At 54.9% G+C, this 13,327-nt stretch carries 11 protein-coding genes; 8 read left to right on the top strand and 3 right to left on the bottom strand.

Going from position 1 to position 13,327, the window contains the following annotated elements:
* Positions 1–21 precede the first annotated feature (21 nt).
* Entirely contained in the window at positions 22–1,110 is a 1,089-nt protein-coding gene (locus Mag101_RS11315) for a PA0069 family radical SAM protein (RefSeq protein WP_077404912.1), read from the bottom strand.
* Positions 1,111–1,293: 183 nt separating this feature from the next.
* On the opposite strand from Mag101_RS11315, the gene Mag101_RS11310 reads away from it, so the two are divergent.
* Together Mag101_RS11310 and Mag101_RS11305 are read left to right on the top strand one after the other, a co-directional pair.
* A complete protein-coding gene (locus Mag101_RS11310) occupies positions 1,294–2,838 on the top strand; it encodes an FMN-binding glutamate synthase family protein (RefSeq protein ID WP_077404909.1) in 1,545 nt (514 codons plus the stop codon).
* Between the two features lie 64 nt (positions 2,839–2,902).
* Positions 2,903–4,144, top strand: a complete 1,242-nt coding sequence (locus Mag101_RS11305) for a cation:proton antiporter (RefSeq protein ID WP_077404906.1) — start codon at positions 2,903–2,905, stop codon at positions 4,142–4,144.
* A 7-nt stretch (positions 4,145–4,151) separates the two neighbouring features.
* Here the strand turns inward: Mag101_RS11305 and Mag101_RS18235 are convergent, their stop codons facing one another.
* Positions 4,152–4,283, bottom strand: a complete 132-nt coding sequence (locus Mag101_RS18235) for a hypothetical protein (RefSeq protein WP_257787923.1) — start codon at positions 4,281–4,283, stop codon at positions 4,152–4,154.
* Between the two features lie 233 nt (positions 4,284–4,516).
* The gene (locus tag Mag101_RS11295; RefSeq protein ID WP_077404900.1) at positions 4,517–5,524 is read right to left on the bottom strand and encodes an AraC family transcriptional regulator; all 1,008 of its coding nucleotides are present in this window, start codon (positions 5,522–5,524) and stop codon (positions 4,517–4,519) included.
* 197 nt (positions 5,525–5,721) lie between these two features.
* Between Mag101_RS11295 and Mag101_RS11290 the strand changes: the two genes are divergently transcribed.
* From Mag101_RS11290 to Mag101_RS11265, 6 genes are all read left to right on the top strand, one after another.
* Entirely contained in the window at positions 5,722–6,933 is a 1,212-nt protein-coding gene (locus tag Mag101_RS11290; RefSeq protein ID WP_077404898.1) for an acetyl-CoA C-acetyltransferase, read from the top strand.
* Between the two features lie 57 nt (positions 6,934–6,990).
* Positions 6,991–9,162, top strand: a complete 2,172-nt coding sequence (locus Mag101_RS11285) for a 3-hydroxyacyl-CoA dehydrogenase NAD-binding domain-containing protein (protein WP_077404895.1) — start codon at positions 6,991–6,993, stop codon at positions 9,160–9,162.
* A gap of 43 nt (positions 9,163–9,205) precedes the next feature.
* Positions 9,206–10,384 (top strand): acyl-CoA dehydrogenase family protein, encoded by a 1,179-nt coding sequence (locus Mag101_RS11280; protein WP_077404892.1) that lies wholly within the window; start codon positions 9,206–9,208, stop codon positions 10,382–10,384.
* 61 nt (positions 10,385–10,445) lie between these two features.
* Positions 10,446–11,228, top strand: a complete 783-nt coding sequence (locus Mag101_RS11275; protein ID WP_077404889.1) for an SDR family NAD(P)-dependent oxidoreductase — start codon at positions 10,446–10,448, stop codon at positions 11,226–11,228.
* A gap of 99 nt (positions 11,229–11,327) precedes the next feature.
* Positions 11,328–12,467: a CaiB/BaiF CoA transferase family protein gene (locus Mag101_RS11270; protein ID WP_077404886.1), complete on the top strand. Its 1,140-nt coding sequence runs from the start codon at positions 11,328–11,330 to the stop codon at positions 12,465–12,467.
* Positions 12,468–12,515: 48 nt separating this feature from the next.
* Positions 12,516–13,307 (top strand): enoyl-CoA hydratase/isomerase family protein, encoded by a 792-nt coding sequence (locus Mag101_RS11265; RefSeq protein ID WP_077404883.1) that lies wholly within the window; start codon positions 12,516–12,518, stop codon positions 13,305–13,307.
* Positions 13,308–13,327 lie beyond the last annotated feature (20 nt).

The raw sequence follows: 13,327 nt of genomic DNA, 5'->3' as shown, positions 1-13,327 counted from the left end.
TTTCCTGCTTGGACGCAGGCCTTAAAACAGGCTGTGTTGATCCCCGGATTGCGGGGGCAGGGTGAACTTGTTGCAATCGAGATTGAGCTTCCGCTCATTCAGGCCTAGTTTGCGACAGGTTATCTTAAATCGCTGCTGCAGTAACTGGGCGAACACGCCGTTACCCCGCTGGCGGCTGCCGAATTCACTCTGGTAATCCTTACCGCCGCGGCTCTGCTGCACAATGCTCATGACGTGTTGTGCGCGCTCTGGATAGTGCTCCTGCAGCCATTGTCGGAACAGTGGGGCTACTTCAAACGGGAGGCGCAGCAGGATGTAGGCCGCGTGGATGGCACCGGCCGCGTGCGCCCGGGTCAGTATCTGTTCCAGCTCGGCGTCGTTCAGAGCGGGAATAATCGGGGCTGCCATCACGGCGGTGGGAATACCCGCGCTGCTCAGGGCCTCAATCATACGCAGCCGTGCATTGGGGCCTGCGGTACGGGGTTCCAGGCGGCGTTTCAATTCGTTGTCCAGCGTGGTCACACTGATGGCGACGTGCGCCAAATTGTCCTGCGCCATTTCGGCGAGGATGGGCAGGTCGCGCAGGATCAGCTGGCCCTTGGTGACGATGGTTACCGGGTGCTGGTGCTCTTGCAGGGTTTGCAGAATCCGGCGGGTGATTTGCTTGTCTTTTTCCAGCGGCTGGTAGGGGTCGGTGTTGGTCCCCAGGGCAATGGGGCTGCACTGATACTTGGGCTTGCGCAGTGCTTGCTGTAGAAGCTCGGTGGCGTTCGGCTTGAAAAACAGCTGCGTCTCGAAATCCAGCCCCGGGGACAAGTCCATATAGGCATGCGCCGGGCGCGCATAGCAGTAGATACAGCCGTGTTCGCAGCCGCGGTAGGGGTTGATGGATTGGCTGAACGGGAGATCCGGGGATTGGTTGGTGGCGATGATCGAGCGCGCCTTTTCCTCTATGGCGACGGTTTCGATACGTTCCAGCGGCTCCAGGGTCGTCTCCCAACCGTCACTCTCGCGGCTGCTAACCTGATCTACAAAGCGCCCGGCCAGATTGCTGACGGCACCGCGGCCCTTGAGTGGGCGGGTAGGGTTACTGGAGGAATCGTTGGCCACGTGCTTCTGGATCGGGTCTGGTAATGAATGTGATCTGTATGGATATACAGTTTATTGTTGTACGAAGGGGGGCGCAAGCGCACCGTGCAAGGGCGCGCGGGAGGTCATACAATGACCGGTCAGTACTCTCCGTATGTACTGGTGACTAGTACTCAATAACAAAAACAGTGCAGGGATTAGGGAATGGATCTTCAAGCGGTCGCCGCCATCTATGCGTTTGCGGTCAAGGTGCTGCAGATATTTGCCATGCTGTTCGCCTTCGGGCTGGTGGTGCTGGTGCTGTATCTGGTGTACCTGTATCTGGCGGATGTCAGCCAGACCAAGCAGGCGATCCGGCGCAACTTCCCGGTCCTGGGCCGCTTCCGTTACCAGTTTGAGCATCTGGGGGAGTTTTTCCGCCAGTACTTCTTTGCGCTCGACCGGGAGGAGATGCCGTTTAACCGCGCCCAGCGCAGCTGGGTGTATCGTGCGGCAAAGAATGTGGATTCCACCCTCGCGTTTGGTTCTACCCGCCCGCTGAACCAGCCCGGCGATATCGTATTCCTGAATCACCCGTTTCCCACGCTGGCCAAAGACGCGGTGCCGGCGCGGGAAATCACTCTGGGGGAGGGCGTGGCACGCACCCCCTATACCACCCGCTCCATCTTTAATATCTCGGGCATGAGCTTCGGCGCGCTGTCGGTCCCGGCGGTAACGGCGTTATCCAAAGGTGCCGCCAAGGCGGGTATCTGGCTTAACACCGGGGAAGGGGGCTTGTCTCCGCACCATTTGGTCGGGGGCTGCGACATCGTGTTTCAGGTGGGTACCGCCAAGTACGGCGTTCGCGATACGGAAGGTAACCTGGACGACGATAAGCTGCGCAAGGTCGCCGACCATGAACAGGTGAAGATGTTCGAGCTGAAACTGTCCCAGGGTGCCAAGCCCGGCAAGGGCGGGATTTTGCCCGGCGTGAAGGTGACACCGGAAATCGCCCATGTGCGGGGTATCCCGGTGGGCGAGGATTCCATCAGTCCTAACGGGCACCCGGAAATCCGCGATGTGGATAGCTTGCTGGATATGATCAATCACATCCGCGAGGTGACGGGTAAACCCACGGGCATAAAATGCGTGATAGGTACCAGCGACTGGCTGCACGATTTGTTTGAGGCGATTTTGCGCCGGGGCATCGACAGTGCGCCAGACTTTATCAATATCGACAGCGCCGATGGTGGCAGCGGCGCTGCGCCGCAGAGCCTGATGGATTACATGGGGCTACCCTTGAATCGCAGCCTGCCGATGGTGGTGGACCTGGTTGAAGATTACGGGCTGCGGGAACGGATCAAGATTATCTGTGCGGGCAAGCTGCTAACACCGTCGGTGGTGGCCTGGGCGCTGGCCATGGGCGCGGATTTTGTGAATTGTGGGCGCGGATTTATGTTTGCACTGGGCTGTATTCAGGCGATGCAGTGCAATAAAAATACCTGCCCCACGGGCGTTACCACCCACAATCCGGATTTGCAGCAGGGGCTGGACCCAATGGACAAGGCGGAGCGCGTCTACCATTACGCGCGTAACCTGGATTACGAAGTGGGGACTATTGCGCACTCTTGCGGCGTACCGGAGCCGCGCCAGTTGCGGCGTTCACATCTGGAGGTCATTGGTGAGCGCGGCGTCGCGGTGCCACTGACTACCCTTGCCTCGCTGGCGGAATCCCGCTCGGTGATTGCGACCGATCGCCGGGAGCAATAGAAAGCTCAACAGACAGCTCAGCAGGCAGCCCAATAGAGAGATCAGTAACAAGGAGCGAACAGCCATGGAAGGCGTTGTTACTCTGGTTGGCCAGGGCCTGTATATGGCGTTTGCCGCCGTCGCGGGTTTGGGTATCGCCCGTGTCTTAAAGCGCGACAGCACACTCGGTTGCCTGATTGCCGGCGTGGTCGCCGGTATGCTCCTGCCCATTTTCAATTACGACACCGGCCTGCGTGCGGAGAATCTGCATCAGCTGGTGTTTTTCGTCATTTTGCCGGTGTTGATCTTTGAGTCTGCATGGAAGATCGACCCGATTATCCTGATTCGATGGCTGGGGCCGATCCTGTTGTTGGCAACCGTCGGTGTGCTGATTTGCTGTTTGATTACCGCGGTGCTGGTTTACTACGGCATTCATCATCCCACGGGTTTCCCCTGGATTGCGGCCTTCCTCACAGGCGCCATTCTTGCGGCCACAGATCCTGTCTGCGTGGTGGCGCGTTTGCGCGATAGTGGTGCCGATGACCAGTTGCTGACGCTGGTAGAAGGGGAGAGCCTGTTTAACGATGCTGCGGCCATTGTGTTGTTCTCATTCGCGCTGGGTGTTGCTAGCCACAGTGTGATGGAAGGGACCGTGGCCACCGGCGAGCCGCTGTCCGGATTTGCGAGTTTTTCCCTGTATTTCCTTACCGTGTTTATCGGTGGTTTGGCGGTGGGCACCATCTGCGGCTTGCTGACCGCCATTGTGATTCTGTTTTTGAAGTCCGCCGGTGCTGCGCTGATGGTGCTGGTGTTGGCGGCATTCGGCAGCTTCTACTTGGCGGAGCATGTGGTTGGCGTGTCCGGCATTCTTTCGGTAATGGTGTGTGCCATTATTGCGCGCTCCTGTTTGCGCGAGCAGCAGGACACCTATCTGAGTCATGCGGAACCCACCTGGGAGTGGCTGGGGCTGTTTTTCAATGCGCTGATCTTCGTGATCATGGGACTGGTGATTACGTTTGAAATGTTTACTCATCAATGGCTGGCAATCATTATTGCGATTGCGGCTGCGCTGGTGGCGCGCACGGTCTCGGTATTTTTGGTATCGCCGTTTGCGCGCTTTGTGGGGCCGCCAATTCCCAATTCCTGGCGCATGATTTTAAGCTGGGGCGGGTTGCGTGGCGTGATTGCGGTGGCGCTGGTGCTGTCACTGCCCACGGAGCTGCCGTACTGGTGGACAGTGCAGTCGATGGTATTTGGTGTAGTGCTGTTCTCCCTGCTGGTACAGGGCACGACCAGTTCGCGCCTGATCAAGAAACTGGGTGTTTAAACGCGCTCTACGATATTTGATAGAACCTTATCGGCTCTATGCAGCCGGTTTCATTTTTATCTTTGTTGTCGTAAAACAGACGGGCGGCGAGGGCGAGTAGTATCAGCGCGAATACCAGTAGGGCGATCACTCTCAGCATTACATCATCTCCTTGTGCAAGCGTAATCATATACGGCCCGAATCTCATGAGCGGCCGCAACTCTTTGTCGGAAACCTATAACCTCGTTGGATATTGTAGATGAGCTATCCGACAAAAGAGGCTGGATGTGGATTGGTCTTATCTTTTCCCAAGTTGCCTTTCACCTTTGGCTTTTCACCTGTGGCCTTTCACGTGTGGCCTTTCGAAGAGAGGTGCTCCTGTGCGATGTGCTCTTATGAAAGATCCTTTCGATACGTTAGCGGCGTTACTCCAGTCCAGCTTCGGAAGGCGCGAATAAAGGCACTGGCTTCTGAAAAACCCGTTAAGAAAGCGATCTCTTCGATCGACGTGCGTTGCCTGGACAGGTGGTAGATGGCCTGATCGCGCCGGATCTGGACTTTTAAGCCGCTGTAATTCAGCCCTTCATCATTCAATTGTCGTCGAAGTTGTTTTGGGTTCAACCCGAGATGTGTAGCAATTTCTGCGAAGGTCGGCATTGCGCTTAAGTCATCTCCAATCACATCTTTGATCTTCTGGCTCCAGCTTTTACTGCGAAAACTGTTTACCAGAGTGTTATACAGTGGCTTGCGCAAAAAGTCTGCGAGACTCTGAGGGGTTTGCTTGACTGGTTTTTCCAGCAATCGCCGGTCGAACGCTAGACGGCAAACATTCGCATCGTATTCGACCGGCGCCCCGGCAAATAGCGGTCGATATTCATCACTGTATTCTGGCTGTGGGTAAGGAACGGATGCGTCGGTCAGTGGTAGGTTTTGCTGCGTCAACCAGCAGAATTGCCGGTGTAGAGAGAAGCAGAAGAGCTCATAGACATAGGGATCCAGGGAAGGCGTGCCGTCCGATACCTGCCTTATCTCAATGATAGCTCGATCATCTTCGACAAATAGCCGCGGCGCCAAATTCTGGTTCAGGATGTCGTAAAACAGACAAAATCGTTTCATTGCCTGGCCCAGCGTTCTGCACTGGATCAGCCAGTGACAAAGAGCTGACCACTGGCCGAGCCTGAAGGGCTGTGGGCAATAGCCCAGCATCTCATCACCCATTTCACGCATGGTGACCGTTTGTAGCTTGGCATACTGCTCTGCGCTCACCCGAGCCTGGCTCTGCTCCAATAGCCGTGGAGAAATTCGGCTGCGGCGCAGGAGTCGCTCGACATCATAGCCTTGTTCTGTAGCCTTCTTGAGTACCGCTTTTACAAAGCAAACGTGAACAGAAATATCCCGCATAGCCGTTGGGCCTCATTATCTGGCGCGTATTTATTCCCTTTGCTGACTGGCAGACTTCTTCAGCCCCTGCGGGATTAAAATGTCTATTTTTGTCCGCCATGGTCATTGTTTTGGCGGTTTCGTGCAAGTAAAAATGCATAAAACGTACATTATTACGTGTGTGTCGTCTTTTAATTTGATCAGGCAGGGGTCTCCCAATGGCACAAAATACTGCATATGTCTTCGATGCAATTCGTACCCCCAGGGGTAAAGGCAAGAAAGATGGGTCGCTTCATGAAGTGAAGTCGGTAGCGCTTGGCTCGGGCTTACTCCGCGAGTTACAGCAGCGTCACGACCTGGATACCGCTTACGTGGATGATGTGGTGATGGGGTGCGTCTCACCGGTTGGCGAACAAGGTGGCGACATTGCCAAAACCATTGTTCAGTACGCTGAGTGGGACGAGAGTGTTGCCGGTGTGCAGCTGGATCGGTTCTGCGCTTCTGGTTTGGAAGCAGTGAACCTTGCCGCTATGAAGATCGCCTCTGGATGGGAGGAGCTGGTTGTGGCCGGTGGTGTGGAGTCCATGTCACGGGTACCCATGGGAGCCGCCGGCGGTGCCTGGTTGAACGATCCGGAAATTAATATCGCGACCGGTGCCGTGCCTCAGGGGATCGGTGCCGATACCATCGCGACGCTAGAGGGCTGGAGCCGTGAAGACGTAGATGCGTTTGCTCTCAGTTCTCAGCAGCGCGCGGCTCACGCGCAACAGAATGGCTATTTCGATCACTCGGTTGTGCCAGTGAAAGATCTAAATGGGATGACCATCCTGGATAGAGATGAGTTTATCAAGCCCAACTCCACTATGGAGGTACTGGGCAAATTGCGGCCTTCATTTGAAGCGATGGGCGCGCTCGGGTTTGACGACCTGATGCTGCGCAAGTATCCGGATATTCCATCCATCAATCACGTCCATACACCGGGCAACTCCTCTGGCATTGTCGATGGTGCGGCCGCAGTTTTGATTGGCTCAGAAAAAGCGGGCAAGGATCTCGGCCTTACCCCGCGGGGCCGGATCGTGGCGACTGCGGTTCTGGCGACCGACCCTACCATCATGTTGGTAGGGCCCGGACCTGCAGCGAAAAAAGTCCTGGCGAAAGCGGGCATGACCACTGCGGATATCGATCTCTTTGAAATCAATGAGGCGTTTGCCTCCGTCGCACTGCGATTTATGCAGGACCTCGACATTTCCCATGATGTGACCAACGTCAACGGCGGTGCCATAGCCATGGGACACCCCCTCGGTGCAACTGGCGCAATGCTGGTCAGCACCATTCTGGATGAACTGGAACGTCGCGATCTCAAGCGGGCACTGGTTGCCCTCTGTGTGGGCGGCGGACAGGGAATTGCAACCATCATTGAACGCGTTTAATCGAAGCCTATCGCAGCCTCATTGGATTGCGGGCAAAAAAGAGCAAGGTAACAAATCATGAGTGAAAACATTCACGGCTTTGTCTATCAAAAAGACGCTGATGGCATTGTGACCATTACCATGGACATGGATGGCCCGGTCAATGCGATGAATGAGCAGTATCGCCAGGCCATGGCAGTGATTCCACAAAAGCTGGAAGCCGAAGAGGGGCTTACCGGGGTTGTCTTTGCTTCCGCGAAATCCACGTTTTTCGCCGGCGGTGACCTGAAGGAGCTATGCACGGTCCCCAAAGGTGGTGAGGAACATCAATTTCGTGTGATCGAGGAAAACATCAAAGCACCGCTCCGTCGCCTCGAAAAACTCGAGGTGCCGGTGGTCGCGGCGATCAATGGTGCGGCGCTCGGTGGAGGGTTTGAGTTGTGTCTCGCCTGTAACCGACGTATTGCATTCAATGGTCCCAAAGCGGTGGTTGGTTTCCCTGAAGTGACTCTGGGTTTATTGCCGGGTGCCGGTGGTATCGTGCGATCCATACATATGCTTGGACTGCAAAAGGCCCTGCCATTCTTGATGGAAGGCAAACGACTGAAACCGTCACAGGCTCAGGAAGTTGGTTATGTCGATCAACTGGTGGATTCGATTGAAGACCTGATCCCTGCGGCCAAGCAGTGGATTAAGGAAAACCCTGTCGCCTGGGCGCAGCCCTGGGACGTGAAAGGGCACAAAATTCCAGGAGGGGATAAATGGAGTCCGGCGATCACCAATTTACTGGCGGTTGCGCCTGCCGCGACCTATCAAAAGACTCGCGGCCTCCTGCCTGCACCAGAGCGAATTTTGGCGGTGAGTGGCGATACCGTATCAGTGGACTTCGATACTGCACTACGTATTGAATCCCGTGGACTCGCGTATTTGGTTACCACGCCGCAAGCGAAGAACATCATTACCTCCAGTTTCTTCCAGCTCAACAGCATCAATAGCGGTATCAGTCGTCCGGCGGATATCGAACGCACGCATGTGACCAAGCTCGGCATTCTCGGAGCCGGCATGATGGGGCAGGGCATCGCCTATGCAGCCGCGAAGGCGGGTATTCAGGTGGTGCTCGTGGATACCAGTATGGAAGCGGCAGAAAAGGGCAAGGCCTACAGCGCGAAAGTACTGGATAGGCAAATCCAGCGGGGCCGCATGTCGGAGCAGGACAAAGAGGTAATTCTTGCGCGTATCAGTGCCACTACCGAGTACGCTGCTCTGCAGGGGTGTGATCTGATCGTTGAGGCGGTCTTTGAAGATATTACCCTGAAAAATCAGGTTACCCGGGACGTTGAACAGTTTCTGGCCAAGGATGGGGTGCTGGCAACCAACACATCGACGCTCCCGATTACTCTGCTGTCAGATGCGAGCGAGTCTCCGGAGAATTTCATAGGCATTCACTTTTTCTCCCCTGTCGACAAGATGCCATTGATCGAAATTATCTGTGGCGAAAAAACCAGTGATGGAACGTTGGCGAGAGCTTTCGATTTTGCGCGTCAGATCGGCAAAACCCCCATCGTTGTGAATGACTCACTCGGTTTCTTCACTTCTCGTGTCTTCGGCACCTTTATGGATGAAGGCGCGCGTTTGTTGGTGGAAGGTTTAAACCCTGTCTTGATCGATGCCCTGGCAAAACAGGTGGGCATGCCGGTGGGACCACTGGCTGTACAGGATGAGGTGAGTCAGGAACTTACGCGTAAGGTTGCTGAAACCCACGAAAAAATGGGTGTGCTGAATTCCCTCGGCGATAACAGCTGCAATGCTGCAGTGTCAGAGTGGATGATCAGTGAGTTTGGTCGCGGCGGCCGCCACCACGGTGGTGGCTATTACGAATATGCAGCGGACGGGAGCAAGAAAATCTGGCCGCGCTTGTACGAGCTCTACTTTAATCCTGAGATTGAAATGTCGCGGGAGGATATTAAAGACCGAATCCTGTTTAGACAGATAGTTGAAAGCCTCAAGTGTTTGCAGGAGGGCGTATTGCGTACCGTAGCGGACGGCAATGTTGGCTCATTGATGGGTATCGGTGCCCCAGCATGGACTGGCGGTTTTTTGCAAGTGGCGAATACCTATGAGTATGCCGGAGAGGTCGGTCCTAAAGCACTGCTGATACGTTGTGAAGAGTTGGCAGCACGGTATGGAGAGCGCTTCTCTGCACCAGAAATTCTGCGAGAAAAGGTGCGTTCTGGCGCCAGTTTCGAGTGACACGATTTGATTTACTGAACTGATTCAAAGGAGTTATGCCGAAATGCTGAAACGTGACTTCACCGCAGAACAAATGATGTTCCGGGACGCCTATCGCAAGTTTTTGCAGCAGGAAATTGTCCCGAATATGGAAACGTGGCGAGAGCAAGGCATCGTGGATCGCGAGGCTTTTCGCAAGGCTGGCGAACAGGGCTTCCTGATGGTCTGGCCTGATGAGGTCTTTGGCGGCCTCGGAGACGATGACTTTCGGTTCGAACAAATCATACTTGAGGAGAACCAGTACGCGCTCACCGGGGACTGGGGAAGTACCCTGCACAGCCGGCTAATTGGTCCTTACCTGACACGTTTTGGAAGCGAAGAGCAGCAAAAACGATTCTTGCCAAAGTGTGTTAGTGGCGAAACTATTCTGGCAATCGCCATGACCGAGCCAGATGCGGGCAGTGACCTCGCTGGCATGCGTGCGACAGCCATCGATCATGGAGACCATTTCCTGCTTAACGGCAACAAGACCTATATCTCCAATGGAATCAATGCGGATCTGGTGATCGTTGCGGCGAAAACGGATCCGACCAATGATCCGCGCAAGATCGGTCTGTTTCTGGTCGAGCGCGGCGCGGAGGGGTTCCATCGAGGCGCCATGCTTAAAAAGATGGGACAAAAAGCTCAGGACACCGCGGAACTGTTTTTTGAAAACGTTATTGTTCCGAAGGAAAACGTTTTGGGGGATTCATCCAGTGGATTTATTTATCTGATGGAAGGCCTCGCAGAGGAGCGTTTGATTGCGGCGGTGGGCAGTCTCGCAATGGCCCAGAAAGCCTTTGATGTAACCCTGGAATTCACGCGTGATCGCAAGTTGTTCAAGCGCAGCCTGGGTGACTTCCAGAACACCCAGTTCAAACTCGCTGACTTGCGTGCCGAGCTTGATATGCAGCAGGTCTATGTAGACCACTGCGTAAATGTCCATAGGCAGGGCCAGTTGACCGCAGAAGATGCGGCCAAGGCCAAGCTATTAACCACCGAGTTACTCTGCAAGGTGGTCGATGAGGGCGTTCAGCTGCACGGCGGGGCCGGCTATATGGATGAATACCCGATTTCGCGCCTGTATACCGACGCCAGGGTGACCCGAATCTATGCCGGTACCTCAGAGGTAATGAAATTGATTATTGGGCGCGATCTCTACAGGAATGAGGCGGTCCCGTTTATTGATCGAGACATGCCGTAACTTTTTACTGCGGCTTTTTTAGCTTGAGGTACCGAACTGCACTTAACAAGAGGAGCAGATGATGGATATTCAGGGGAAAACCGCAATCGTCACGGGGGGCGCTTCTGGTCTGGGAGCCGCAACCGTAGAGCGTTATGCCGCAGACGGTGCCAACGTGGCGATTTTTGATGTGAATGAAGAGGCGGGCAGTGCTCTGGTCGATGAATTGGGCGCGGAAGTGGGTGACAGGATCGCCTTCTTCAAGGTCGATGTGACCGATGAATCCTCGGTGCAGGGTGCGATCGATGCCGTGGTTGAGCGCTTTGGTGCGTTGCACATTGTGAATAACTACGCGGGTATTGGTCCGGCCTGCAAGACGTTTGGTAAAAAGGGGCCGCATCCCATCGCACTGTATATGAAGGTGGTGATGGTCAATCAAGTGGGCACATTCAATGTGGCTCGTCTCGCAGCCGAAAAGATGGCGGAGAATGAGCCGGTAAATTCAGACGGCGCACGGGGTGTGATTATCAACACGGCTTCTGTGGCTGCCTATGAGGGGCAGATCGGTCAAGTCGCTTACAGTGCCACCAAGGGTGCCATTGTTGGTATGACTTTGCCCATGGCTCGGGAACTGGCCCCTTACGGTATTCGAGTGAATACCATTGTGCCCGGGCTGATTCATACCCCTTTGTTCGAGACGATTGAAGAGTCGTATTACAAAGCGCTCGAGGCCTCTACCGTATATCCACAGCGCTTGGGTAAAACCAGTGAAATAGCCAAACTCTCTGCACACATCGTGGATAACGATTACATCAACGGTGAATGTATTCGGATGGATGCGGCGGTACGCATGCAGCCTAAATAGCGGCTAAAGCAATGTCTTTGCGACAGGCGCAATTGTCGCTCGGCCAGGCCTCTTGCCATTATTTCATTCACTTTGGATTCCCGGCGGAGTTGTAGGGTTATGGGTGTATTGAGCGGATATACCGTTATCGAATTGGCTGGTATGGGGCCTTGCCCGATGGCGGCCATGTTACTGGCTGATATGGGGGCCGAGGTTATTCGGGTAGAGCGCGGGCCGCAGCGCGATCCCATTTACTCCCATGACATGAGCGCACGCGGCAAGAAATCGATCATCCTCAACCTGAAAAGTGAGGAGGGACGTGAAGCCCTGTTGCGATTGGTCGAGCGCGCAGATGTTTTGCTAGAGGGATTCAGGCCGGGGGTGGCCGAAAAGCTCGGGTTGGGCCCAGAAGACTGTGCAGAAAGAAATTCCGCGTTGGTATATGGCCGTATGACCGGTTGGGGGCAAACGGGCCCACTGTCGCAGACTGCTGGTCATGACCTGAACTACATAGCGCTGACTGGAGCCCTGTACGCGATTGGTCGCCCCGGCGAAAAGCCGGTGGTTCCACTGAATCTGGTGGGTGATTTTGGCGGTGGCAGCATGTTTTTAGTAGCCGGCGTTCTGGGCGCATTACTTGAAGCGAAACAGTCCGGTAAGGGGCAGGTGGTCGATGCTGCAATGGTCGATGGTACCGCCAATCTAATGTGGATGTGTCACAGTTTTTCTGCTGCCGGGTCCTGGGACCCTAGTGAACGAGGCGTCAACCTACTGGATGGTGGTGCTTTCTTTTACGATACCTATGAAACCAGTGATGGGCGTTACATCGCTCTCGGCGCCATTGAACCTCAGTTTTATGCCGAGCTCGTGCACCGTGCAGGACTCGACCCAGATATCTACAGCGCCGACACCCAGTATGAACTGGCCAGCTGGAATGACTCTGCAGCGGCTTTCTCAGAGGTGTTTCGCAGCAAGACCCAACGTGAATGGTGTGAACTCCTGGAGGGGACGGATGCCTGCTTTGCGCCGGTTTTGACACTGGAGGAGGCACCGACACATCCACACAATCAGGTGAGAGATGCCTATGTGGAGGTCGATGGCTTCAAGCAGCCTGCACCCGCGCCACGCTTCAGCAGAACACCATCGGTAGTCCAGCATGGGCAGCGCCGCCCGGGCGAGGATACGGAGGAAGTGCTGGCGACACTTGGCTACAGTGCGGAACAAATCTCGACGTTGAGGGCTGCAGGTATTTGTACCTGAAAACCGGCCTCTCAATACAACAACAATAAGCAGGTGGGGTAGGTAGCAATGAGTGATTATGAAACGGTCAGTTATCGCACGGATGAACAGGTGGCGATTATTACTCTGAATCGCCCTCAGGCGCGCAACGCGCTCACAGCACAGATGCGTGCAGAACTCTACGCGGCGATACGTGAAGCAAATAACGATAACAATGTAAGGGTGGTACTGCTCACCGGAGCAGGAAAAGGATTCTGCGCAGGGGCTGACCTCGTCGAGGCGTATCCAGATTCTGACAAAGATGGCTTTATCACGCACCAGTTACGCACTGAATATCACCCGATAATTCAGGCGATTACAGAGTCCCCCAAACCCTTTATGAGTGCGATCAATGGTGCGGCTGCCGGTATTGGTGCTGCCATCGCCATGGCCTGTGACCTGATGGTAATGGCGGAGGACGCGTTTTTGTATTCCGCTTTTGGTGCGATCAGCTTGATTCCGGATGGGGGAACACATTGGTTCCTTTCCAGAAACCTCGGAAACAAGAAGGCCTTCGAAATGATTGCTTTCTCCCAGCGCCTGTCTGCAGAGCAATGTGTGCACTACGGGGTCGCCAACTGTGTAGTGGACGCGCAGCACCTGCAGGAAGAAGCGCTGGGCTGGGCGCGTTCACTGACAGATTTGGCGCCGTTGACTCTGCAATACAGCAAGCAATTATTGCGCGAGGCGAGCACCGCAACCCTCGCGCAGACCATGGAGCGCGAAGCGCAAATCCAGAACATCCATTATCGCAGTGAAGACTTTAAAGAAGGGGCTCAGGCATTCCTCGAAAAGAGGGCGGCAAAGTTTCAGGGTAGGTAATACGTTTGGCGATGGCCGGT

The sequence above is a fragment of the Microbulbifer agarilyticus genome (genome assembly GCF_001999945.1).
Lineage (GTDB): Bacteria > Pseudomonadota > Gammaproteobacteria > Pseudomonadales > Cellvibrionaceae > Microbulbifer > Microbulbifer agarilyticus_A.
The sequence above is the reverse complement of the archived record's forward strand: the minus strand, read 5'-3'. Positions and strand labels throughout refer to the sequence as shown.

Coding starts and splice junctions, on each gene's coding strand:
- Mag101_RS11290 (WP_077404898.1), top strand. CDS start 5,722: ATGGCACAAAATACTGCATATGTCTTCGATGCAATTCGTACCCCCAGG.
- Mag101_RS11285 (WP_077404895.1), top strand. CDS start 6,991: ATGAGTGAAAACATTCACGGCTTTGTCTATCAAAAAGACGCTGATGGC.
- Mag101_RS11305 (WP_077404906.1), top strand. CDS start 2,903: ATGGAAGGCGTTGTTACTCTGGTTGGCCAGGGCCTGTATATGGCGTTT.
- Mag101_RS11310 (WP_077404909.1), top strand. CDS start 1,294: ATGGATCTTCAAGCGGTCGCCGCCATCTATGCGTTTGCGGTCAAGGTG.
- Mag101_RS18235 (WP_257787923.1), bottom strand. CDS start 4,283: ATGCTGAGAGTGATCGCCCTACTGGTATTCGCGCTGATACTACTCGCC.
- Mag101_RS11265 (WP_077404883.1), top strand. CDS start 12,516: ATGAGTGATTATGAAACGGTCAGTTATCGCACGGATGAACAGGTGGCG.
- Mag101_RS11295 (WP_077404900.1), bottom strand. CDS start 5,524: ATGCGGGATATTTCTGTTCACGTTTGCTTTGTAAAAGCGGTACTCAAG.
- Mag101_RS11275 (WP_077404889.1), top strand. CDS start 10,446: ATGGATATTCAGGGGAAAACCGCAATCGTCACGGGGGGCGCTTCTGGT.
- Mag101_RS11270 (WP_077404886.1), top strand. CDS start 11,328: ATGGGTGTATTGAGCGGATATACCGTTATCGAATTGGCTGGTATGGGG.
- Mag101_RS11280 (WP_077404892.1), top strand. CDS start 9,206: ATGCTGAAACGTGACTTCACCGCAGAACAAATGATGTTCCGGGACGCC.